General features: G+C 64.3%; 27 protein-coding genes. 11 read left to right on the forward strand and 16 right to left on the reverse strand.

Annotation, left to right across the window (positions count from 1 at the left end; translation table 11 throughout):
* Positions 1–100 precede the first annotated feature (100 nt).
* Positions 101–310, forward strand: coding sequence for a hypothetical protein (locus RAD04_RS36595; RefSeq protein WP_018320724.1), 210 nt, complete (start codon positions 101–103; stop codon positions 308–310).
* 9 nt (positions 311–319) lie between these two features.
* On the opposite strand, the gene RAD04_RS36600 is transcribed toward RAD04_RS36595, so the two are convergent.
* The 5 genes from RAD04_RS36600 to RAD04_RS36620 are packed head-to-tail and all read right to left on the reverse strand — an operon-like array spanning position 320 to position 4,001.
* Positions 320–667, reverse strand: coding sequence for a hypothetical protein (locus tag RAD04_RS36600; protein WP_461627693.1), 348 nt, complete (start codon positions 665–667; stop codon positions 320–322).
* Between the two features lie 26 nt (positions 668–693).
* Positions 694–1,497: a pentapeptide repeat-containing protein gene (locus tag RAD04_RS36605; RefSeq protein ID WP_461627665.1), complete on the reverse strand. Its 804-nt coding sequence runs from the start codon at positions 1,495–1,497 to the stop codon at positions 694–696.
* Between the two features lie 48 nt (positions 1,498–1,545).
* Positions 1,546–2,274: an ABC transporter ATP-binding protein gene (locus RAD04_RS36610; RefSeq protein ID WP_461627666.1), complete on the reverse strand. Its 729-nt coding sequence runs from the start codon at positions 2,272–2,274 to the stop codon at positions 1,546–1,548.
* Entirely contained in the window at positions 2,264–3,001 is a 738-nt protein-coding gene (locus tag RAD04_RS36615; RefSeq protein WP_461627667.1) for an ABC transporter permease, read from the reverse strand. Before RAD04_RS36615 ends, RAD04_RS36610 begins: the two co-directional genes overlap by 11 nt.
* A 1-nt stretch (position 3,002) precedes the next feature.
* Positions 3,003–4,001 carry an ABC transporter substrate-binding protein gene (locus RAD04_RS36620; protein ID WP_461627694.1) on the reverse strand — a complete coding sequence of 333 codons (999 nt, stop codon included), beginning with the start codon at positions 3,999–4,001 and terminating at the stop codon, positions 3,003–3,005.
* 87 nt (positions 4,002–4,088) lie between these two features.
* Between RAD04_RS36620 and RAD04_RS36625 the strand changes: the two genes are divergently transcribed.
* Positions 4,089–4,448 carry a hypothetical protein gene (locus RAD04_RS36625; RefSeq protein ID WP_026202407.1) on the forward strand — a complete coding sequence of 120 codons (360 nt, stop codon included), beginning with the start codon at positions 4,089–4,091 and terminating at the stop codon, positions 4,446–4,448.
* Positions 4,449–4,542: 94 nt separating this feature from the next.
* Here the strand turns inward: RAD04_RS36625 and RAD04_RS36630 are convergent, their stop codons facing one another.
* Both RAD04_RS36630 and RAD04_RS36635 read right to left on the reverse strand, forming a co-directional pair.
* Positions 4,543–5,361, reverse strand: a complete 819-nt coding sequence (locus tag RAD04_RS36630) for a quinoprotein dehydrogenase-associated SoxYZ-like carrier (protein WP_461627668.1) — start codon at positions 5,359–5,361, stop codon at positions 4,543–4,545.
* Positions 5,362–5,418: 57 nt separating this feature from the next.
* Positions 5,419–6,345 (reverse strand): quinoprotein relay system zinc metallohydrolase 2, encoded by a 927-nt coding sequence (locus RAD04_RS36635; protein WP_461627669.1) that lies wholly within the window; start codon positions 6,343–6,345, stop codon positions 5,419–5,421.
* A 126-nt stretch (positions 6,346–6,471) separates the two neighbouring features.
* Here RAD04_RS36635 and RAD04_RS36640 point away from each other — a divergent pair, with 126 nt between their 5' ends.
* Together RAD04_RS36640 and RAD04_RS36645 are read left to right on the forward strand one after the other, a co-directional pair.
* Positions 6,472–7,353 (forward strand): substrate-binding domain-containing protein, encoded by an 882-nt coding sequence (locus RAD04_RS36640; protein WP_165637884.1) that lies wholly within the window; start codon positions 6,472–6,474, stop codon positions 7,351–7,353.
* Positions 7,350–7,907 (forward strand): PQQ-dependent catabolism-associated CXXCW motif protein, encoded by a 558-nt coding sequence (locus RAD04_RS36645; protein WP_461627670.1) that lies wholly within the window; start codon positions 7,350–7,352, stop codon positions 7,905–7,907. The genes RAD04_RS36640 and RAD04_RS36645 overlap by 4 nt, the downstream gene beginning before the upstream one ends.
* 173 nt (positions 7,908–8,080) lie before the next feature.
* On the opposite strand, the gene RAD04_RS36650 is transcribed toward RAD04_RS36645, so the two are convergent.
* The 6 genes from RAD04_RS36650 to RAD04_RS36675 form a co-directional block, all read right to left on the reverse strand.
* A complete protein-coding gene (locus tag RAD04_RS36650; RefSeq protein ID WP_028142690.1) occupies positions 8,081–8,380 on the reverse strand; it encodes a copper-binding protein in 300 nt (99 codons plus the stop codon).
* Between the two features lie 130 nt (positions 8,381–8,510).
* Positions 8,511–9,119, reverse strand: a complete 609-nt coding sequence (locus RAD04_RS36655) for a hypothetical protein (RefSeq protein ID WP_461627671.1) — start codon at positions 9,117–9,119, stop codon at positions 8,511–8,513.
* Positions 9,116–9,964, reverse strand: a complete 849-nt coding sequence (locus tag RAD04_RS36660; RefSeq protein WP_091966640.1) for an ABC transporter permease — start codon at positions 9,962–9,964, stop codon at positions 9,116–9,118. Before RAD04_RS36660 ends, RAD04_RS36655 begins: the two co-directional genes overlap by 4 nt.
* Positions 9,961–10,767: an ABC transporter ATP-binding protein gene (locus RAD04_RS36665; protein WP_461627672.1), complete on the reverse strand. Its 807-nt coding sequence runs from the start codon at positions 10,765–10,767 to the stop codon at positions 9,961–9,963. Before RAD04_RS36665 ends, RAD04_RS36660 begins: the two co-directional genes overlap by 4 nt.
* Entirely contained in the window at positions 10,764–11,732 is a 969-nt protein-coding gene (locus RAD04_RS36670) for a YVTN family beta-propeller repeat protein (RefSeq protein WP_177237447.1), read from the reverse strand. Before RAD04_RS36670 ends, RAD04_RS36665 begins: the two co-directional genes overlap by 4 nt.
* A gap of 8 nt (positions 11,733–11,740) precedes the next feature.
* Positions 11,741–12,922 (reverse strand): ABC transporter substrate-binding protein, encoded by a 1,182-nt coding sequence (locus RAD04_RS36675; protein ID WP_461627673.1) that lies wholly within the window; start codon positions 12,920–12,922, stop codon positions 11,741–11,743.
* Positions 12,923–12,982: 60 nt separating this feature from the next.
* Here RAD04_RS36675 and RAD04_RS36680 point away from each other — a divergent pair, with 60 nt between their 5' ends.
* Positions 12,983–13,555: a DUF3280 domain-containing protein gene (locus RAD04_RS36680; RefSeq protein ID WP_091966648.1), complete on the forward strand. Its 573-nt coding sequence runs from the start codon at positions 12,983–12,985 to the stop codon at positions 13,553–13,555.
* Between the two features lie 175 nt (positions 13,556–13,730).
* On the opposite strand, the gene fghA is transcribed toward RAD04_RS36680, so the two are convergent.
* Both fghA and RAD04_RS36690 read right to left on the reverse strand, forming a co-directional pair.
* On the reverse strand, positions 13,731–14,576 hold the full coding sequence (gene fghA / locus RAD04_RS36685; RefSeq protein WP_461621398.1) for an S-formylglutathione hydrolase: 846 nt from the start codon (positions 14,574–14,576) through the stop codon (positions 13,731–13,733).
* A gap of 74 nt (positions 14,577–14,650) precedes the next feature.
* A complete protein-coding gene (locus tag RAD04_RS36690) occupies positions 14,651–15,271 on the reverse strand; it encodes a response regulator (protein WP_018320706.1) in 621 nt (206 codons plus the stop codon).
* Positions 15,272–15,413: 142 nt separating this feature from the next.
* On the opposite strand from RAD04_RS36690, the gene RAD04_RS36695 reads away from it, so the two are divergent.
* From RAD04_RS36695 to RAD04_RS36715, 5 genes are all read left to right on the forward strand, one after another.
* Positions 15,414–16,772, forward strand: coding sequence for a histidine kinase (locus tag RAD04_RS36695; RefSeq protein ID WP_461627674.1), 1,359 nt, complete (start codon positions 15,414–15,416; stop codon positions 16,770–16,772).
* Between the two features lie 163 nt (positions 16,773–16,935).
* A complete protein-coding gene (locus RAD04_RS36700) occupies positions 16,936–19,407 on the forward strand; it encodes a TonB-dependent receptor (RefSeq protein ID WP_461627675.1) in 2,472 nt (823 codons plus the stop codon).
* A gap of 24 nt (positions 19,408–19,431) precedes the next feature.
* A complete protein-coding gene (locus RAD04_RS36705; protein WP_461627676.1) occupies positions 19,432–19,890 on the forward strand; it encodes a hypothetical protein in 459 nt (152 codons plus the stop codon).
* A 132-nt stretch (positions 19,891–20,022) separates the two neighbouring features.
* Positions 20,023–20,190, forward strand: a complete 168-nt coding sequence (locus RAD04_RS36710; protein WP_165637887.1) for a hypothetical protein — start codon at positions 20,023–20,025, stop codon at positions 20,188–20,190.
* Positions 20,191–20,249: 59 nt separating this feature from the next.
* Positions 20,250–20,657 (forward strand): hypothetical protein, encoded by a 408-nt coding sequence (locus RAD04_RS36715; RefSeq protein ID WP_461627677.1) that lies wholly within the window; start codon positions 20,250–20,252, stop codon positions 20,655–20,657.
* A 68-nt stretch (positions 20,658–20,725) separates the two neighbouring features.
* Here RAD04_RS36715 and RAD04_RS36720 read toward each other — a convergent pair whose 3' ends face one another.
* Positions 20,726–21,301 carry a YybH family protein gene (locus RAD04_RS36720; RefSeq protein WP_461627678.1) on the reverse strand — a complete coding sequence of 192 codons (576 nt, stop codon included), beginning with the start codon at positions 21,299–21,301 and terminating at the stop codon, positions 20,726–20,728.
* A gap of 81 nt (positions 21,302–21,382) precedes the next feature.
* Between RAD04_RS36720 and RAD04_RS36725 the strand changes: the two genes are divergently transcribed.
* Entirely contained in the window at positions 21,383–22,333 is a 951-nt protein-coding gene (locus RAD04_RS36725) for a LysR family transcriptional regulator (protein ID WP_461627679.1), read from the forward strand.
* Positions 22,334–22,526: the final 193 nt, after the last annotated feature.

A 22,526-nucleotide genomic window follows, 5' to 3' on the forward strand; every position in this document is an offset into this window, starting at 1 on the left:
CAGTTCCCGCCCCATTTCTCGCCCGGATTTGAAACTTCCGCTTCCGTGGTACGTAACCTTTCGTGCTAATCTTGACCGCCCCTTGCGAGAGGATCCCGGCATGAACCCGATTGACCTGGTGGTGACTGTGTGTGCGGTGCTCTCGCCTGCGACCTGCGAGGAACAGCATCTGATGTTCAACTATGGTGGGTCGCCGCGGCAATGCGCGATGGCCGCGCCCCCCTATATCGCGCAATGGGTCGGCGATCATCCGAAGTGGCAGGCGGTGCGGTGGCGCTGCGAATATCCGCACCCGAACGACAAGGCGTAAGGCGTCTCGCTACTTGGTGCAGTCTTTCAGATCCTTGTCGGCGATCGAGAACACCGCGTCTGCCCTGATCTCGATGTCGCGAACGACGCATTGCCTCGCATTGGGATAGCTCACCTTGGCATCGTAGCGGCCGGGCTCGACGCCGGTGATGCGCAGCCGCTCGTCGTGGTCGACCTCCTTGTCCTTGTCGTTGAGACACTGGTTCTGGCCCCAATCGGTCTTGCCGGCCGGCGAGAGCTGGAAGCCGGAGATCGTCTCTGTCGTCAGATTCCAGAGCCGGATGCCCTTGCCCTTGGCCTGCGCGGCGGCATCGCCGGTAAGCGTCAACGACGCGATCAAAGCTAGAACCCAACGCATCAGCCAGTCCTCCCAAAGGCGGGCCATCATTCCCTGATCAGGCGCTCGCGGTTCTTTGCCTTGTCGAAATTTTTGGCGCGGTCAAGGCCGTTCAGTGCGATCAGCTTCGCCGAGGCGAGATCGGCGCCGTCGAAATCGGCGTCGATGACGCTGGCGCCCGTCAGATCGGCTCCGCCGAGTTGGGCGTTTTTCAGTGATGCGCCGCTCAGATCGGCGCCCCTGAGGACTGCGAATTCGAGGTCGACGCGCGACAAATCGGCGTTGCGCGCGTTCAGCCGTTCCAGATTGGCGGATCTCAGCACCGCGCGCATCAGCCCCATCGACTGGTTGCGCATATCGGCGCCCAGATGCGCGTCCGCGATCGAAGCGCCGACCAGGCTTGCGCCGGTGAGATCGGCAGCGATGCGCGCTCCTGACAGGTTCGCGCCGTCGAGACGCGCGCGGGCCATTTGCGAGGCGAACAGATTGGCGCCCTTCAGGCTTGCGCCGGTAAGATCCGCATCCAGCAGCCACGCCTGATCGAGGATTGCACGGTCAAGCCTGGCGTCTCGGAGTATTGTCTTGTTGAGCCGCGCGGCGCGGAAGACCGCGTTGGACAGGTCCAGCCCCGAGAGATCGAGGCCCGACAGGCGTTTGCCGGTGAAATCGGCAGGCTGCGCGGCGCTCGCTTTGGCCAGCACGGCCTCGACCTCTGGCCTGGTCATTTCGGACGAGACCATCGCGGGGGAGGTGAGGTCGACGTCGCGCATCATGTCCTGCGCGCCCGCCGTCATCGTGACGAGTGCAAGACCAAGCGTTGCCAGCGTTGAGAGGGCGACCGTCCGCGTCATCATCGACTCCGCCGCCGGCCCAGTCTAGCACGTCCGCCAGGCGACCGGCTATGAGGCATCTCGCTCGGTGCGGTCGCCTTGAGTTCGTTGGGCGAGGCCGGCCTTGATCGCCGCAATCTCGGCTTCGCCGCGTCCGTCGCGCGGGATGCCGATAGGCACCTCGGCCACGATCCGCGCTGGCCGCGGCGACAGGAGGAACAGCCGGTCGCCGAGGCGCACTGCATCGTCCAGGCTGTGTGTCACCAAAAGCGTCATCACCGGCCGGCTCGCGACGAGCGTTGCAATCTCATCGCGCAGGCGTCCGGCGAGTGCGTCATCGAGCGATGCCAGCGGTTCGTCGAGCACCAGAATATCCGGCTCGACGGCAAAGGCGCGGGCGAGCGCCACGCGCCGGGCCAAACCCAGCGAGAGCTCACCGGGATAGTGATTGCGATGCGCTTCCAGCTCCAGGATTTTGAACAGCTCGGCGAGCTTGGCATCAGCCACGTCGGGCGCAGCCAGCCGCACATTCTGCTCGACCGAGCGCCACGGCAGCAGTCGCGGCTCCTGGAACACCATGCCGATCCGCGCCTCCGGCGGCCGCGCAACGTGGCCCCTGAAATCGGTATCGAGCCCGAGGATGATGCGCAGCATAGTGCTTTTGCCGCAGCCGGACGGACCGATGAGCACGCCGACCTCGCCGGATTGAAGCGCGAATCTGACCGGCGCCAGCACCTCGTGCGTTCCGCCCGCGGCACTCCTGAAGGTCTTGCCTGTGATCTCGACCTCAAGCCGCACGGGGCCGCCACCTGTTTGCACGAGCTTCGAACGGCTGCACCAGCAAGGTTTCGATCACGAGCACGACCGCGGCGAAGGTCAGCGAATAGGCCAGCAGCCGCGGCGTGTCGAACAGCTGGAAGGCGACGCCGATCTCGAAGCCGACGCCGTTCGGACGTCCCAAGAGCTCGGCGACCAGCACGATCTTCCACACCAGCGACAGTCCGGAGCGGGCGGCCGCCGCGATATAGGGCGCAAGCTGCGGCAGCACGACATGGCGGAACGCGCGCCAGCGCGGCATCGCGAACACACTCGCCATCTCGTCGAGCGAGCGGTCGAGCGCGCGGGTGCCCTCGCGCAAGGTGACGACCGCGGTCGGCAGCTTGTTGATGGCGATCGCCGCAATCGCGGCGGCCTCGGTCAGGCCGGCCCAGATATAGGCCAGCACGATCACGACCAGCGCCGGCAAATTGAGTAGCAGGATCAGCCAGGGATCGCCGAGCTTATCCGCGAGCCTGACCCGTCCCATCAGGTAGCCGATGGCGCTGCCGAGCGACATCGCCAGCACGAAGGCGAGGGTCACGCGCGCCAGCGTGGCCCCGAGATGCAGGAACAGCGCGCCGGATGAGGCTTCCGCGATCATCACCTCGAGCACGGCCGGCGGGGAGGGCAGCTTCGCGCCGCCGACGAACAGCGCGGCAATCCACCAGGTCACGAGAAACAGGGCGAACGACAGAAGACGCAGCACCTCAATCTCCGGGGACCGCGTGATAGAACGTGCCCGGATCGAGCTCGGCCGCCGGGCCGACGAGGTCGCGGCCGCCGATCTCGGCCAGCACGCGGTAGAGCACGCGCGCGTCTTTTTCCTCGTCGTCGATGCTCCGGCGCGGAATGCCGTCGCGATAGCGGTCGCGATAGGTCTTGAGCATGGCTGCATCGCTCGTGCCGGTGAGCGGCGCGATCTTGTCCCAGGCCGCATCCGAGGTCACCAGCAGCTCCTTGGCCTTGCGCGTCATTGCGATGAAGCGAGCCACGGCGTCGCGATGGCTCGCGGCCCAATTCTCGTCGAAGACGTAGCCGACGGCGGAGACCGCGCCTTTGGCACCGAGCTTCGGCAGAATGTCCTCGATGCCGGCGAGGCGGCGAAATCCCTTGGCCTCGAGCTGGGCACAGAAATTCCAGAAATTGAGGCTCGCCTCCATCTCGCCGTCGAACGCCTTGGCGGCGATCAGGGGCGGGGCGCCGTAGGCAATGGTCGCCTCGGACTTCAGGTCGATGCCATCCTGCTTCATGCTCGCCTGGAGCAGCAGCCAGCTCTTGTCGATCGCCCCGCCGGCGACCGCGAGCTTGCGCCCCTTCAGGTCGGCGAGCGTCTTGATCGGAGAGGATGCGGGTACCATCACTGCGCCGAGCGCGCTGGAATAGGGATAGAAGGTGAGCTTGGCACCGAGCGCGCGCTCGCGCGACACCCACAGCCAGTCTGACAGGATGATGTCGGCGCTGCCGGCGCGCATCGCGATCTTGCCGGCCTCGGTGCTCGCGAGCTCGGTGACCTCGAGCGAAAGGCCCGCCTCCTTGTCGAGGCCGCTCGCGCGGATCGCGGCCAGCTCCCAGGAAAATGTCCCGGTTTTCTGCACCGCAAGGCGGATCGTATCCGCGGCGCGGCCGGGCGCGGCCAATGTCAGCGCCAGCGTCGTCGCGAGCGCAAATGTCCGACCAAGTGCCCTTATCACGCCAAATGCTCTCATCACCTTGTGAGCCGTTTCCTCTGACAGAGTGCTTTTCAGGACAATACGCATAGCATAGCTTTGCTCGCAACCCGCGGGAGGATGCCCATGAAACTGGCCGGACAGCTACGACCGATTGTCGCCGCATTGACGGTGCTGGCGGCGACCGCGTGCGTGGCGCGGGCCGAGGAGGCCAATGATTATCCGACGTCGGCGCGCGCGGAGTACGTCTATGGCTGCATGAAGGCCAATGGCGAGAGTCGGCAATCGATCGAGCAATGTTCCTGCTCGATCGACGTGGTGGCCTCGATCGTCACCTATGAGCGCTACGTGACCGCCGAGACCGCGCTCAGCATGTCCCAGGTCCGCGGCAATCTCGGCGTCCAGTTCCGCACCTCCGAGCAGGCGAACACGGCAGTGAACGATTTGCGGCGCGCGCAGGCGGAAGCCGAGGTGAGGTGTTTTTGATTTAGTGCTGTCATTCCGGGATGGTCCGAAGGACCAGACCCGGAATCTCGAGATGCTCGGTCCTGCGGACCGCCCCGGAATGACGGCCTGACTATTACGTCCCCGGCTTCTCTACATCCCACTCATTCCGGAACACGTGTCCATCCGTGTCCTTTGCTTCCGCGCGGAAACGCTTGGCGCCGTTGGAGACGTAGGTGAAGCGCAGGTTGGGATCTTCCGAGATCGAGATGCCGCCTTCCATCGACAGCACGGGGCTGTCGTCCTGCGTCAGCTTCAGCTGGTTGACGAAGAAGGCGGGAATGTAGAGCTGCGTGACCTGGTCCATCTGCAGGCCGGAATTGTTGGGATGGCCGATCATGATCTGCGCTTCGCGGATGCGGCTCGCGGGCGCTTCCTCGCGCGCGAACTGCCGGTAGCGCATCTGGCCGAGCCGGTTTTGCGCCTCTTCGGCGTTCTTTCCTGCCGGCGCCGAGCAGCCGCCCGAAGCTTTCACATAGACTTTCGAGACATAGAGCTGACCATCGCTGAGCTCGGCCACCGCGTGCACATCGGTGTAATTGTTGACACGCACGCGCGTCGAGATCTCGGTGACATTGGCATCGGAGCCGAGCTCGAACTTCGCGGCCATCGGCGCCGGGTTACGGTCGATCACGAGCGTGATCGAACGGATACGGCGGCTGTCTGCGGGCGACAGCTTGCTGCGCAGGGTCACCGGCACGATCGCCGCGTCCTCTGCGCGATACGGCATCTCGATGCCGATGACGGCGCTGCCGTCGTTCATCGCACGGCTGTTGAAGATGTCCTGCACCAGGCCCGGCCAGGGATCGTCAGCCTCTTCAGCCCGCGCCGGCACGGTGAAGGCGATGCCGAGCAGTAGGGCGATCAAGGGCAGGTGGCGTGTCCATCGGGTCATGGTCATGGTCCCCGGAGTCAGCGAAGCTGATCTCCTGCACCTATCGTAGCGCGCCTGCTATTCCCATTCAATTTCCGAAAATGCTGCAGTTGCGTTCCGGGCGTTGTAATCGCTGAACAACTCCCAGCGCGGCCGCTCCTGCGCAGCCGCCTTGTCGGCGGCGGCTCGGATCGGCTCGCCGTTCTTGTTCAGCGTGCGGACGTCAGACAGCAGCGTTGACAAGTAACGTCGCTCATCGGCCAGCGCGGCAGGCCAGTCGCTCACGGGGCCGTGACCGGGAACGACGCGTTGCGCCGGGATGGTCTCCAATTCCTTCAACGTGTCGAGCCAGCCGCGAATGCTGCCGTCCATGACCGGAATGTGGCGGAGGAAGACGAGGTCGCCCGCGAACAGAGTTTTCGTCGTCTCGTCGTACACGGTGACGTCGCTGTCGCTGTGCCCGGTCCGCCAGGCGCGCAAGATGAGGCGGCGCGACCCGAGATCAAGCGTCATCGTGTCCGAAACCAAGAGGGTCGGGGCAACGATCTTCACGGGATCGATCAACGCGCTGCCCATGATGCGGCGAAAATTGTCGAGATAGTAGGGGCCGCGCGTCGCGAGTGCCTGCGGCAGCTTGCTGTGACCGACGAAGCTGGTGCCACCGGCGGCGAAGGCCGCGTTGCCGAAGACGTGGTCGGGATGGCCGTGGGTGTTGATGACGTAGCGAATCGGCTTGGGCGTGTGGGCCCGCACCGCGGCCAGCAGGGCCTCGCCTTCGCGGAGGCTGCCGCCGGTGTCGATGACGGCTACGGCATCATCGCCCACGATGAAGCCGACATTGGCAATGTCGCCCTCGTTCTCGCGGCTCATCGGGGCAATGGCCCCGGAGTGTACGAAGATTCCCGGTGCGACTTCGCTCACAGGCAATTCGGCCGCCTCGGCCCGTGCTAGCGTTACCGTCCCCAGCAGGGACAAGGCTGCAATCACTCGAGCGATGCGAGACACTTTTCCGCCTCAGTTCAAAGGGTTGCTGCATTGCACTGCAACAAAGCAAAGCCAGCGAAGTCTGGCAAAACATGGCGCGTCATGCGTTGCATGGATAGCATTCAAACAAAACGAGGAGGAAGCGCGATGACGGAGGCCGGACGACATCGTCGCTGGTTGTTTTCACTGGGGGTCCTGGTTGCGTCCTGTGCGTTCGGCGATGTCGCCATCGCGCAGACCAATGACAGCGGCGACCTCTCGTTCGAGCTGGTCGACCCGAACGTGCTGCGCGTCTGCGCCGATCCGCGCAATCTGCCGTTCTCGAACGAGAAGGGCGAGGGGTTCGAGAACAAGCTGGCCGAGCTGTTTGCCGACAAGCTCAAGAAGAAACTCGACTACGTCTTCTTCCCGCAGGCCACCGGCTTCGTGCGGATGACGCTGGGCGCGCATCGCTGCGACGTCATCATGGGCTTTCCGCAAGGCGATGACGTCGTGCAGGGCACCAATCCCTATTACCGCACGTCCTACGCGCTGGTCGCCAAGGCCGGCAGCGGGCTCGAGGAGGTCGATACGCTCGAGGACCCGAAGCTGAAGGGCAAGCACGTCGGCATCGTCGCCGGAACGCCGCCGGCGACCAACATGGCCATTGCCGGCCTGATGAGCGATGCAAAACCCTATCCGCTGATGATCGACACGCGCTACGACAATTCGGCGCAAGCGATGATCGACGACCTCGCCGCCGGCAAGATCGACGCCGGGGTGCTGTGGGGACCCATGGCCGGCTACTACGCGAAGAAGGTCGGCTCGCTTCACGTCACGCCGCTGGTGAAGGAAACCACCGGACCGAAGCTGGTCTATCGCATCGGCATGGGCGTGCGTCCCGCCGACCAGAACTGGAAGCGACAGCTCAACAAGCTGATCCAGGAGAACCAGGGCGAGATCAACAAGATCCTGGTCGACTTCGGTATACCGCTGCTCGACGAGAGCGATCGGCCGCTCAGCGCGGAGACGGCCAAGAAGTCACCATGAGGCGGCGTCTTGCCGCTGCGCTCGTCGTTGCCGCGTTGGCGGTGCCGGCATCCGCGCAGCAGCAGGAGCCGTTCGAGCCCGAGGGTTATCGCGCCGACAATTATCGCGCACCGGTGCCGGCGACGCTCGTCGGCGCGCGCGTGCTCGACACGGTGGAAGCCGAAGCGATCTGGCGCGCCAAGAGCGGTGCGTTCGTCGACGTGCTGCCGCGCCCGCCGAAGCCGAAGAACCTTCCCGCAGGCACGGTGTGGCGCGATGCGCCGCGCAAGAACATTCCGGGCAGCATCTGGCTGCCGGATACCGGCTACGGCAGTTTGCCGCCGGCCATGGACGATTATCTCCAGCGCGGCCTCGCACAGGCCTCGCGTGGCGACAAGGCCGCGCTGCTGGTGATCTATTGCCTCGCCGACTGCTGGATGTCCTGGAACGCCGCCAAGCGCGCGCTGGCGTATGGCTATTCCAACATCGCCTGGTACCCCGACGGCACCGACGGCTGGGAGCGCGCCAAGCTTCCCACCGACGAATCCCAGCCGGAGCCGCGGCCGGAGCAGTAGGTGTCTCGATGAGAGGCGCGCAGCCTCTCCTCGCCATTGCGACCCAACGGGTCCGCGCGAAGCGCGGCCCGATGACAGGCTCCGCGAAGCAATCCAGAATCCTTCCGCGGAGGGAGGACCCTGGATTGCTTCGTCGCAAGAGCTCCTCCGCAATGACGAGGTGAGACTCAGCCCTACTGCTTCTGCAGCTTCGTCAGCGTGCCCGTGCCGTTGTTGTCGGTCGCAGAATAGTTCACCCTGTCGCCGGCATGAACGGCCTCCAGCATCGCGGCGTCCTTGGTTTTGTACTCCTGGAGCGCGCCGGCGCCGCCAGCGCTGCCACCGACGGTGCCTTTCTGCGTCTGCTGGATCGAGATCGTGCCGTTGAGCCGATCGATCCGCATGACCATTCCGGTCATGTCGTCAGCAAGCGCGCTGGTTGCGAGCATGCTGAGGGCCGCAGCGCCCGCAAAGATAAATCTTGTGGTTCCCATCGAGGCCTCCCGACGTCTTGGAGTTCACTTCGACAAGCCATCCTAGATCGATTTGGTTCCGGCAGATAGCAGGGCAAAGGTTAACCGGGCCGATCCGGGAACCTGTCGTGGCCCGCCAGCGAGGCGGGCGCTATTCCATTTCCTGCTGGATCACGCGGCCAAGTGCGAACAGGCGCTGGTCGATCGTGGTTGGAACCTCGCAGACGAATCGCACGACCTTGTGACGATCCTCGAAAATGCGGGTCTTCCAGATCAGTTCGTTGCCGAGCGCTTCGACCTTGGCCTCGTCGCGCGGCGTCGCGCCCTGCAGCGCGTGAAGGGTGATCGTCTCCTCGCGAATCTTGTCGGCGGACTCGCGCTGCTTGCGGCTGACGCGTTCGAGCCCGGCCATCACCTGGGAGCGCTGGGCATTGAGCGTGTCGAACAGGCCGGCGAACAGGAGCTTTGCCTTCGCGGTCTTGTCAGTGGCGGAGGCGGCCAGAAATTCCTTCACGGACTTTTCGGCCTCATCGAGCGGCGTTTTGCGCGCCGACAATTTTGCGACCAGCGCGCTGACCTTGGCGTCGTCCTTCCACTTGTTCTGGACGTCGTCGAGCGCCGGGCCGGCCCAGACGGCGGCAAGCGAAATCTCCGGCACCTTGGCTTGCGTGCAGGGCCAGTCGGGATAGCGCGGATCGGCCGCGCGCGCGGCCGTGCCCGACAGCGCCAGCGCCACAACAGCCATCGTCAGAACCTTCATCCTTCGCCTCCTGCGGGCCCCCGTCGCGCCAGCCCACGCGAGGGATCATAGGCCAGAATTGCGCCGATCATGAAGACGATTGTGCAAGCCGCGACCACTGCCAGCGAGATCCAGTTGATTTGCCCGTAGAGTGCAAAACGTATCAGCTCGACCGCATGGGTGAACGGATTGGCCTCGCAGAGATAGTACAGATACGGGCTGCCCTCCTGAACCCGCCACAGCGGGTAGAGCGCGGACGAGGCGAAGAACATCGGGAAAATGACAAAATTCATTACCCCGGCGAAATTCTCGAGTTGCTTGATGCCGGAAGAGATCAGCATGCCGAGCGAGCCCAGCATCAGCCCGGACAGGATCAGCGCCGGCAGCACGGTCAGATAGCCCGATGACGGCGGGGTGATGTCCCAGAACCAGGCGATCAGCAGGAACGCATAGACCTGGAGCAACGACACCGCCGTGCCCGCCAGCAGCTTGCAGAACAGCAGGAACCCGCGCGGCAGCGGGCTCACCAGCAGCGTGCGCATGTTGCCCATTTCGCGGTCGTAGACCATCGAGAGCGAGGACTGCATGCCGTTGAAGAGCTGGATCATCGCCATCAGCCCAGGCGCGATATAGACCTCGTAGAGGATGTAGGTCTCGTAGGGCGGGATGATGGAGATGCCGAGCACTTGGCGGAAGCCGGCGGCGAAGATGAACAGCCACACCAGTGGCCGCACCAGCGCCGAGACGAAGCGTTCGCGCTGATGCAGGAAGCGCAATCCCTCGCGCCAGACGATTCCGGTGAGGCAGGTCAGGTACTGCTGGGCCGAGAAGCCGCGCGGGGCGTCACGTGTGGTGATGCTGCTCATGCGCCGCCTCCCGGCAGGGTTTGCGCGCCGGTCAGGCGCATGAAGGCGGTGTTGACGTCCTGCGCGCCAGCCTCGGTGACGACGCGGTTCATCGGCCCCTGCGCCAGCACCTTGCCCTGGTGCAGCACCACGAGGTCGTCACTGGGCATGATCTCGTCGAACAGATGCGTGGCCCAGAGCACGCCGATGCCTTGCTCCGTCACGAGCTGGCGGACCTGGCTGATGATGTCGGCGCGCGCCTTGACGTCCAACCCGACGGTCGGCTCGTCCAGCAAAAGCAGCCGCGGCCGGTGCAGCAGCGCACGGGCGATTTCCAGCCGCCGCATCTGTCCGCCGGAGAGATCGCGCACCTTGCTGCCGGCGCGATCAGCGAGCCCGATGCGGCCGAGCAGCTCGGCGCTGCGTGCGGCGGCTTCGCTCCGGCTGATGCCGTGGAGCGCGGCGTGATAGAGTAGGTTCTGCGTCAGCGACAGGTCGAGATCGAGCGTGCGCGGCTGGAACACGACGCCGAGTAGCCGCAGCGCCTCGCCGGGGCTTTTGCTGATGTCATGGCCGAAAATGCCGACCCGGCCGCTCTGGATGCCGAACAGGCGCGTGATCAGCGAGAACAGCGTGCTTTTTCCGGCGCCGTTGAGGCCGAGCAGGGCGGTAAAGCTCGCCGGCTGCACGTTGAAGGAGACGTCGATCAACGCACGCCGCTGCCCATAGGAATGACTGACGCCGTCGATCGACAGCGCCGGCTCCGCCGCCGCTTCTAGCTTCGGCGCCTCCTGTGGTTCGGGAATCGGAGCAGGGCTGGTCATGGCGCGATCGTGATGCCCCAGGGCAGTTCGCCCACCTGAATGGTCTTGATCACCTTTTGCGCGGCGACGTCGATGACGGAGACGTCGTTCGACACGCCGTTGGTGGTGAGCAGGTATTTTTCATCGGGCGTGAACGCCATATGCCAGACCCGCTGACCGACCAGCAGATATTTCGTCACCTTGCGCGAGGCGACGTCGACGACGGCGATGCGATTGGCGGGGCCGAGCGCGACGAAGGCGGTCTTGTCGTCCTTGGTCATGCCGATGCCGACCGGCTGGATCGCCTCTTTCCGCAGGCCCGGGATCTCGAACGTGACCTTGCCGATCACCTCATGCTTTTTCGGGTCGATCACCGAGACGGTGCCGCCGATCTCGGAGGAGACCCACACTTCGGAAGCGTCGTGCTTGAACTCGGCAAAGCGCGGCCGCGCATCGACCAGCACGTTGGCAACGATCTGGCGCGACGCCGTGTCGATGAAGTGCGCCATGTTGGTCGTTTCCGACGTGTTGATCAGCGTCTTGCCGTCGGGGCTGATGGTCATGCCCTCGGGCTCCACGCCGACCTGGATGTCGCCGAGACGGGCGCGCTTCTCGAGGTCGATCACAGTCACCGTGTTGTCGTTCTCGTTGGCGACATAGAGGATCTTGCCGGCGGCGTCCTGCGCGAACAATTCCGGGTCGGGTCCGGAGGGCAGGCTATCCACCACGGCTTGCGTCTTGGCATCGATCACCTGGATGGTGTCGTCGTCGCCGACGGCGACCATCACGAATTTGCCGTCGCGCGTGAAATCGATGCCGCGCGGGCGCTGGCCGACCTTGATGGTCTTGGTCACCGTCCAGCTCTCGGTGTCGATCACCGTGACCGTGTTGCTCTTCTCGTTCGAGACATAGGCGATGAACGCATGCGCAGGCGCCGCCGCCAGCGCCAGTCCGGACAGGAGCCCCACACGCCACATGCGCAACATTTGCGTTCTCACTTCAGCTTGCATTTGCTCTCCGGACGATCGTAGCCGAGCGTGTCGAGCTCGGAGACCTGGTGCAGGAAACCCTCCTGCGGCGAGACCGACACCACCATGCGGCCATCGACCAGCAGGATCGGCTGGCGCAGCTGCCAATTCCAGTCGCGCAAGGTCAGCCGCGTGCCCTTGAAGGCGGCGACCGAAAAATCCGGGCCCTTTATGAAATCAGTCACCTTCTTGACGTCGCCGGAATTGGTGCGCGAGGTGGCCTCGCCGATCATGCGGGCCGCGGTCCAGGCCTGCATGTCGAGCGCGGTCATGCGCCGCGAATTCAGCTTCATGAAGCGGTTCTGCATCTGGATCGCGCCCCATTGGTCCTGTGCTGCGTCCCAGCTGCGCGGCACCAGGCCGGCCGAGCCTGCGACGGGGCGGGGATCCCAGGTGCGATAGGGCAAATACGCGCCGAACACCTCGCTCTCGTCGGCGGCGACCAGCACGTCGTAAGCAGGCGCGCCTTGCGTGAACACTGGCATCTGGCGCTGGATCAGCGTCACGCCGCTATCGGTGCGGCGCGCGCCGCCCTTGTCCTCGAAGGTTTTTTCCTGGACGATCTTGGCGCCGAACCGCGTCGCGGTGCGCCGGAGTGCATCGGCAAACAGCTTATCTTCATCATGCGAGCCGACCACGAGCAGCCAGCGCGACCATTTTTTCCAAACCAGATATTGCCCGAGCGCATCCGCCAGCATCGCCCGTGTCGGCGCGGTGTGGATCACGTTGGCACGGCAATCGGCCTCGCGCAGCCGCTCGTCGATCGCCCCTGCGTTGAACAGAAGCGTGCCACGGTCGCGCAAGGCGTCCGAGACTTTCAGCAGGGCATCGGCCGGCAGGTCGGTGATGATGAAGCCGTTCTTCTCCGCGAGCGCGGTCGCAGCCTGGACGACATCCTCGCCTTCCCTAATGCGGCGCTCTTCCAACGCGAACCGCTGGCCCAGGAATTTACCGGTGGTGTTGTTGTCCTCGATCGCGAGGCGCGCGCCGGCGACGCCGTCATTCTCCGCGGGCTGCTCGACCAGCGACAGTGTGGATCTGGTGCCGGCGAGGCCGAGATAGCCGACGCCGATCAGGGCAGGCTCCGCCGCGAGCGCGCTCGTCGCAGCAAGAGCAAAGCCGATCAGACCGGCCAACCATCGGATCATGTTTCCTCCGAACGATCCCCCCGGCTTGACCGCAGGTGGAGAATTGTCTCTGCTTCAAACATGACCGATTTGGCAGGGCATGCAACCCCGCATTTCGTCCCTGCGCGCGCGAGGCCTGGAATCACGATCATGCGAGCATTGATGATGATCGCCGCTTTGCTGTTGACGCCTTCGCTCGCGCGCGCCGATCCACCGAAGCTTGCCGTGTTCGATTTCGAGCTGATCGACACCAGTCTGCCCGGGGAGTTCTACGGCTCCAGGCCCGAAGAGGCACGGCTCGTGCTCATCAGCGAGCAGCTGCGCAAGGAATTGACGGAGTCCGGCAGGTTCCAGGTGCTCGACATCGCGCCGGTCAGGGATGCCGCCCGTCACGCCAACTTACAGGCCTGCGGCGGCTGCGATCTCAAGCTCGCCGGCGAATTGGGCGCTGACCTCGAGATCACCGGCATGGTGCAGAAGGTCTCGAACCTGATCATCAATCTCAACATCTATTTGCGCGACGTGAAGACCGGCAACATGATCGCCGCCGCGAGCGCCGACATGCGCGGCAACACGGATGAAGCCTGGACCCGCACGATGAGCTACCTGATCCGCAACCGGCTATTGGCGCCGAATTACGGCAAGCGGGAGTAGGGGGCCGTTACCCTCCCCTGGAGGGGGAGGGTCGATCGCGCGCAGCGCGAGCGGGACGGGGTGACAGTCCCTCCTTTGAGGCGGTGCCCGAGTGGAAAGATCACCCCACCCCGCATCGCATTCCGCTGCGCTTCATGCGCTGCGACCCTCCCCCTCCAGGGGAGGGTAAGAGAACTCACCCCTTCAGCTTCTCCGCATGCCAGTGCAGATGATCGCCCATGAAGGTCGAGATGAAATAATAGCTGTGGTCATAACCCGCCTGCCGCCGCAGCGTGAGCGGGATGCCCGCCTTGGTGCAGGCGGCTTCGAGCAGCTCCGGCTTGAGCTGTTCTTTCAGGAAATTATCGGCTTCGCCGACGTCGACCAGGAAGCCGGAAAACTTCGCGCCGTCCTCGATCAGCGCCACCGTGTCGTGGCCGCGCCAGGCGTCCTTGTTCGGTCCGAGATAGCCGGTCAGCGCCTTGGTGCCCCAGGGCACGAGCGAGGGCGCCACGATCGGCGCGAACGCGCTCGCGGCGCGAAAACGGTGCGGGTTGCGTAGCGCCACCGTCAGCGCGCCATGGCCGCCCATCGAATGGCCCATGATCGATTGCCGCTTGGCGTCGACGGGAAAATTTCCCGCCACGAGCTTCGGCAATTCGTCGGTGACATAGCTCCACATCCGATAATTGCGCGCGAACGGCTCTTGCGTCGCGTCGACATAGAAGCCGGCCCCTAAGCCGAAATCATAGGCGTTGTTGGCATCACCCGGCACGTCGGCGCCGCGCGGTGAGGTGTCGGGCGCGACGAAGATCAGGCCGAGCTCGGCGCAGGCTTTGCGGAATTCGCCCTTCTCGGTGACATTGGCATGGGTGCAGGTGAGCCCGGACAGATACCAGACCACCGGCAGCTTGGCGCCGTCGGCATGGGGCGGAACATAGACCGAGAACACCATGTCGGTTCCGGTCGCCTGGCTCGCATGGCGATAAACGCCCTGCACGCCGCCGTAGGATTTGTTGGTCGAGACAGTCTGAATCGTCATGCCTTCACTCCGTGGCATCTCACCACATCAATATTGCAACGCTTGTGTGACCGAATTTGTGGCAGCCGCCTGCGTCAGGCAACACCGCTGTCGATCGCCAGCCGCACCAGCTCGACCGAGGTCTTCACCCCGAGCTTCTGGCGCATGATGGACGAGGTGTTGGCGACCGTCTTGTAGGACGATTGCACCAGCCAAGCGATCTCGGACAGGCTCTTGCCGGCGCTGAGCAGCCGCAGGATCTCCATCTCGCGCGCATTCAGCTTCGACAGCGGGCTTTGCGCCAGCGTCGGTCCTGCGAAGGCGATGCTGCGCGCGATCGCGCTCGGCAGGTAGGTGCCGCCGCCGCCGACGGCACGGATCGCCTCGACGAGATCGTCGGGGTCGCCGGTCTTGGAGACGTAGCCCTTGGCGCCACACTCGATCGCGCGTGCGGCAAAGGCCGGATCGTCGTTCATGCTGAACATGATGATACGGGCCTCCGGCGCGCGCTCGAGGATGCGGCGTGCGAGCTCGAAGCCGGAGACGGTCGGCAAATTGATGTCGATGATGCAGAGGTCGGGGCGCTCGACGATGAAGACGCACTCGCCGTCCTCGGCGTCGGCGGCCTCCAAAATCTCGATCTCGCCCTCGTCGGCCAGCACGGCACGGCAGCCGGAGGCGACAATGGGATGATCGTCGACGATCAGAATGCGCATAGGCGTTTCCTTGTGACAGCGTCGGCCTGTTTCGCGCCCGGCCGGGATTGCTGTACGCTTCCGATTAGATATCCGCCGCTTCGCCGCTGTCAACGTCATCGGACAGCGGCAGGCGAGGCTTCGCGAGGCACGGGCGATACCAATGTGGCAAAATCTATCCTTGCGCGGGCGCATCAACCTTCTGCTGGCACTGCTGCTGGCGCTGGGGCTCGCCGTGAATATCGGCCGCCAGGTCGCGGAGGCAGGTCCCCGCGTGCAGGCCGAGGACCAGAGCGTGATCCGGCTCGCGCGCGAATTCATCGAGATGATCGTTGCCGATCTCAACGAGGCGCCCGATCCGGATGCCAGGCTGAACCAGATCGCGCGCGACCTCAGCCGTCTGCGCCATGTCAGCATCACGCTTCGGGACACCGGCGGCAATGCGCAGACGCCGCCCCGGCTTGATGCCGATAGCGACACGAGCGGGCCGCCGGCCTGGTTCGTCAGCCTGGTCCATCCCGAGCAGACCGCGGTGAGCGTGGCGGTCTCGATCCGTGGCAAGCCCGGCTCGCTCCTGATCACCTCACATCCCGATGACGAGATCGCGGAGATCTGGGACGGCATCGTGACCCAGCTCGAGGTCGGCACGGCGATCGCGCTGGCGCTGTTTTTCCTGATGATGAAAGTGGTCGGCCGGGCGCTGGCGCCACTCCAGTCGCTGGCCGAGGCAATGGGGAAGCTCGAAGGTGGACATTACGAGGCCCGCGTCGCACCGGGCGGCGCGCCCGAGCTCGCCGCAATCTGCACCAAGCTCAACCACCTTGCCGCAACCCTCGGTGAGGCGGTTGAGGACAAGCGGCGCCTCGCTGAGCGGGCGGTGTCGCTCCAGGACATCGAGCGCAAGGAGATCGCGCGCGAGCTCCACGACGAGTTCGGGCCGTATCTGTTCTCGCTGCGGGCGCATGCCGGCGCGCTGGCGAAGCAGGCGGATGGACGCGTCCCGAATGCGGAGGCGGTGCGAAAGCATGGCAGCGCCATGCTGGAGCAGATCAACGCGCTGCAGCAGTTCAACCGCCGCGTGCTGGAGCGCCTCCGCCCCGTCGGCCTCGCCGAGCTCGGGTTGCGCCAAGCGCTCGAATCGCTGTCGCGGCTGTGGCGGGAATCGCATCCCGATGTCGCCATCGAGACCGTGATCTCGCCGTCGCTCGGGGTCACCGGCGAGACCGCCGATCTCACCATCTATCGCATCGTGCAGGAGGCGCTCACCAACGTGTTCCGCCACGCCGGCGCGACCGCGGTCAATGTCATGATCGAGCCGGCGCAGCAGATGGCGCAGGACGGCCGCTTCTGCGCCCGGGTGCGGGTCAGCGACAATGGCCGTGGCATGGAGCCGGGCCAGAAGCTCGGCTTCGGCCTCGTCGGCATGCGTGAGCGGATTCTGGCGCTCGGCGGCACGCTCAACGTTGTCTCCGGCGACGGCGGATTGACCGTGGAAGCGCTGGTTCCGACCGCGGCCGCCTGACCGCTCCCGAAGCGATCGGGAATAATTCCCGATTTGGTCGGGAAAACGGGAGCCGATATTGCCCGACCTTTTGTGGCTGGCGGGAATGCGACTGCCGAATACACTCGTTCCGACCAATCGGCGAAAATCAAAACAGCCGGTGGTCACGGATGGGAAGGCGGGGATGGGCAAGGTTGTTTCGTTCAAGCGTCGTTTGTTGATGGCCTCGGTGTCGACCGGTCTGGTGTCCGGGGTGGTCTTGGCGAGCCCCGCCGGGGCCGCGCAGGACGAGGAGACCAACGTCCAGAATCTGCCGCCGGTCGAAGTGGCGGCGCCGCCGCCGTCGGTGGCGAGGCGTACTGCGCCGGTGCGACCGGTTGCGCATATCGGGGCAGCCTCGTCCGCCAGTCCCCGGACCCGCATCTATGTCTATCCGACCGCGCCGGGCACCGGCAGGGGTCTCGATGTCGACAAGGTCCCGTCGGCAATCAACGCCGTCGATGCCAGCCAGATCAAGCGCACCGGCTCGCTGAACGTCACCGACGCGCTGCGCGACAACATCGCCGGCGTCAACATCACCGAGGTCACCGGCAATCCGTTCCAGCCGGACGTCGAATTCCGCGGCTTCGTTGCTTCGCCCGTGACCGGCACGCCGCAAGGCCTTGCCGTGTACCAGAACGGCGTCCGCATCAACGAAGCCTTCTCGGACGCGGTCAATTGGGACCTGATCCCGACCGCCGCCATCAGGTCGGTGACGCTGGTGACCAACAATCCCGCCTTCGGCCTCAACGCGCTGGGCGGCGCCATCAATTTGCAAATGAAGGACGGCTTCACCTATCAGGGCGCCGAGATCGACGTGATGGGCGGCTCGTTCGGCCGCGTCCAGGGCTCGGCGCAATGGGGCAAGCAGGTCGACAAGAACTACGGCGTCTATGCCGCGCTCGAAGGCTTGCGCGACAACGGTTTCCGCAATTTCTCGCAATCAACCGTGCGGCGCTTCTACGGCGATGTCGGCTACAAGGCCGGCGACAGCGAATTCCACGCCAATATGGGCGTCGCCAAGAACGATTTCGGCGCCAGCGCCACCGTTCCGGCCGAGCTGCTCGACAAATATTGGGGCGCGACCTACACCACGCCGCAGACCACCTCCAACCGCGTCGGCTATCTCAACCTGACCGGAAAGGCCGATCCGACACCGACCTGGACGCTCGAAGGTACCGCGCATGTGCGCAGGTACGAGCAGAAGCTCGTCGACGGCAATCCGACCGACGTGCAGGAATGCGCCGCCTTGGGGCTGTTGTGCTTCGGCGACGAAACGACGCCGGCGAATGGCACCAACGGCGCGCAGCTCGTCAATCCGTATCCGTTGGGGACCATCCTCGGCGAGATCGACCGCAGCACGATCCGTTCGACCAGTTTCGGCGTGTCGGGCCAGGCCACCAACACCGATCAACTGTTCGGGCATGACAATCGCTTCGTGATGGGCGCGACTTACGATGCCAGCGTGACGCGCTACAACGCCACCGCCGAGATCGGCTCGATCGGTGAAAACTACGTCGTCAGCGGCAGCGGCCTCTTCCTGGGGCCGACCGGTCAGCCGGAAACAGTTGCCGGTCCGGTCTCGCTGCGGACCGTCAACCAATATAACGGCCTGTATGCGATGGACACGTTCAACGTCACGGACGCCTTCGCCATCACCGGCGGCGGCCGTTTCAACGTGGCGCGCATCACGCTGGAGGATCAGCTCGGAACCGATCTCAACGGCGATCACACCTTCACCCGCTTCAATCCGGTGATCGGGGGCACGTACAGGATCACGCCGGGGCTGACCGCCTATGCCGGCTATTCCGAGGCCAACCGCGTGCCGACGCCACTCGAGCTCGGTTGCTCCGATCCAGCTCGGCCCTGCCTCATTGCGGCGTTTCTGGTCTCCGATCCGCCACTCAAGCAGGTCGTGTCTAGGACCGTCGAAGCCGGCCTGCGCGGCACCAAGGAGCTGAACATCGGCACGCTCGGCTGGAAGATCGGCGGATTCCGCGCCACCAATAACGACGACATCGTCGCGATACCCGCGGTCGGACGGACCGGCTTCGGCTATTTCTCCAATGTCGGCCGTACCAGGCGGCAGGGTCTCGAGGCCGAAGTCAACATCAAGTCTCCCACGCTCCAGTTCCAGGCGAGCTATGCGTTCGTCGACGCGCGCTTCCTTGATCCGCTCGAGCTGGGCTCCGAAAGCCCGTTTGCCGATCCGGCCACCGAGACCATCCGGGTCTCACCCGGCAACCAGCTTCCCGCGATCCCGCGCCACCGCATCAAGGTCGGCATCGACTATGCCGTGACCGACGTCTGGAAGGTCGGCGGCAACGCGCTATTCGTCTCCAGTCAATACCTGGTCGGCGACGAATCGAATCAGTTCGCGAAGCTGCCGTCCTATACCGTGTTCAATCTCCACACCTCCTACCAGGTGGCGAAGAACATCCAGCTCTACGGCAAGATCGACAACATCTTCGACAAGCGCTACGCGACCTACGGACAGTTCTTCGACCGTGATGCCTTGCCCAACTTCACCAACGGCGGCGCCGAGTTCACCGACCCGCGCTCGCTGAGCCCGGCCAGGCCGCGCGCGTTCTACGCGGGGATGCGGGTGACGTTCTAGGGACGGGTGCCGTATGCAAGGCCAGTGGCTGAAGCATCGGCTCCGAGCACCGCGGCCGGAGCCAGCGCCTCCTGTTCCGCGATAGCGCACGCTGAGCTTGCAGAATATTCCGCCTCCGGCATGATGGCCTCGGAGGCTCGCTTTGCTGTGGCGTTGAAGAATCCGGATGCCGTCGCTGCTATCGTTTCAGCGCTTCGGCACGTCTACGGTGACGAGGTCGCGCGACTTATGCTCGTCGAGGGCATGAGCCTCGCCGACCTGATCGATGCGATGTTTTCTGGGCCTTTGACGCATCGCGAGGCCGTTCGAGATATCACCGACGGATTGGACGATTTTGTCATTTCACCAGACCTGGGTCCCGTGTGGCACCTCAGATACATCTATGGAGCCGAGCCCGGCTCTCTCCACGTCGTGGATATGGAGATCGCCACGCCGAACGGCACGCTGGCAAGCAGAGACGTCTGGCTTCGTCTGGTCTCCTAGAGGAGGGCCGCCGTTGCGAGGTTGGCCCGCGGCTGCGTCGTCTTTACCAACCGGAAACCATGTCAAATGATCTGAAAATTTTAATGCAACTGCCTGGCTGTCTCCGCGTCAGTTCGTCGGAGGGCCCGTGTGATGACAGAGCGCCAATTGATGGAGCAGGAGTGCCAGATCGCGCGTTATCGGCGCTTGGAGCGGGAGGTGACCGATCCGCTTGCCGCGTGCCTGCTTCACGGCATCGTCGAGGAGCTTGAAGCCGAGCTGCGCAAGGAAAGGCCGGATTGGCACGGGCCGCGTGATTAACGGTTTCTTAGCGCTAATCATGCGGATTGTTGCGTGGGAATGTCTAGGAGACTGCTCCCATGCTGAAGGACGGCACATATGCGGCGTGGTACAAGACGCCGATCGACCAGGGCACCGGGATCGTCCATGTCGCAGACGGGCAGATCTGGGGCCGTGACAGCCTGATGACGTATCACGGCTCGTGCCGGGTCGACGGAGATCGCTTCACCGCCACCGTATCAACGAAGCGTCACACCGATGGACGTGCAACGGTCTTCGGCGTGGAAGACGAACTCACCCTGGACATCGAGGGAAACTGCCCCGGCAAGATCGCGACTTACACCGCGACGGCGCAACAAGTGCCGGGAATGATCCTCAAGGGCACGCTCATTCTGACCGAACAGCAGCCGCCGGCAAGTGAACGAGCCGAGCAGTTCGGGGCATTCAATCCCGACAAGCTGCCAAAGCTGCCGAAGCGCCCGCGCTGAAAATTTTGGATCGCGATGCGTGACGTCACGAGCCAGCTGGCCGGCTGGCTCCAGCGAGGCGAGGGACATCATTTGTCCTCCAGCCAGCCGCGGGCGAGTATCGCGGCTTGTTGCAAGGTGATGCTTCGGACCAGCGGATCGGCATGGCGGTGCACGAGTTGCCAATCGGTGCCATCCTTGCGGTAGACCTCGGTCACGCGCAGCGACCAGTCTTGGGCCGGCAATCCGCCCACTTCAGCCCGCTGGTGTTCAATCATGACGAGAACGACGAGCGCGTCCGATGCATAGGCTTGCAAGACCTCGAGCTCGGTTTCGCCTTCCCTGAAGTATCGCGATAGATCGGCCAGGCGTTTGGGGCTCGCGTCGAATCCGCGACTGGCGGGCCCGCCGAAGGGCTGCATCAACGTGAAATCCGGCGCGATGCGGACGAGCCGGAGCCAGCGATCCACGTCGCCACGCATGAAGGCGGCATTTTTCGCGCGGGCATGTTCGATGAGGCTGGCTATCGCGTCGTTTGCGACGGCCGCATCGGCTGAAAGCTGAACGGACAGCGGAATCGCAGCCGTGGCGGCCATCATCGAGCGCCGCGACATCTTCTCCTGCCGGTCTGGCCAATTGTTCACATCGGGCGGTCTCTTGGTCATTTCACGTCTCCTGATCGAACGACGATCGACCCATCCATGAGACCTTGAACTTGATGAATCCAGCGATATGATTTCAGCATCATGCTGAACCAAATTGATCTATCCAGGATCGATCTGAATCTCCTCGTGCTCTTCCGTGTGGTTCTGGAAGAACGTCATGTCGCGCGTGCTGCAGGCCGGCTGAGCCTGACGCCGTCGGCTGTCAGCCATGCGCTTGGCCGGCTCCGTCTCTTGCTGAACGATCCGCTGTTTCTGCGGACGCCTAAGGGCGTCGTTCCAACGGCGCGGGCCTTGGAGCTCGAGGAGCCCGTGACCGAGATCATCGCGCGCATCGAACAGCTGATCGGCTCGGCTGCACCGTTCGACCCCGCGAAGAGCCGCCGCCGGTTCACGATTGGCGCCCCCGATGCCGTACTGGTCTCGACATCCGTGCAGCTCCTGCGATCGATCGCGACTGCGGCCCCCCATATCGACCTCGCCCTGATCCACCTGATGCCTGCGCCGCGCGGCGGCGCGATCGGGGAGCCCTGGCACCAAAGCCTCGATATGCTCGAAAGACGCGAGCTCGATGTCGCAATGCTGCCGCTGCCGGCGGTATCGCCGCGATTCGAGGCGCGCAGGCTCTACGACGAGGATTTTGTCCTGGCCATGCGCAAGGGGCATCCCCTCGCAAAAGCGCCAACCCGTGCTGCATTCTCGCAATCACAGCATCTGCTGGTGTCTCTCAGTGGTGAAGCGCGCGGTTTCGTCGATCAGATGTTGGCAAAGCGCGGCCTCGAGCGCCGCATCGCCTTGACTGTCCCGAATTTCATGATGGCGCTCGTCCAGCTTTCAGGATCTGATCTGATCGCAGCATTGCCGCGAAGATTGGTGGAGCACCACGCCGGCCGTTTCGGCTTGGTGTTCGTCGAGCTGCCTTTTGCGCGTAAACCGGATGCGATCCGCGCGATCGCAACCAAGGCGGCGATGCGAGACGCCGGCATCGCGTGGCTGATGCAGGTCGTGGTCGGCGCAATCGGAGCAGGGCCCTAAAGCCGCCCCTCTGACGCTGAAAGGTATTCATCCGACGCCGAAAAGTGACGTTATTGCGTCTGCCGATCCGCGCCTTACCGAAGAGTAGGGTTGGAGGTTTACCTAACGAAGAGGGCAACCAGCAATATGGCGACAGGCAAAAGCCCGAAACAGGTCACAATAATCGCAAAGACCGTCTCGTTCGCGAAAGTCT

Source organism: Bradyrhizobium sp. 25ACV, from assembly GCF_054863005.1.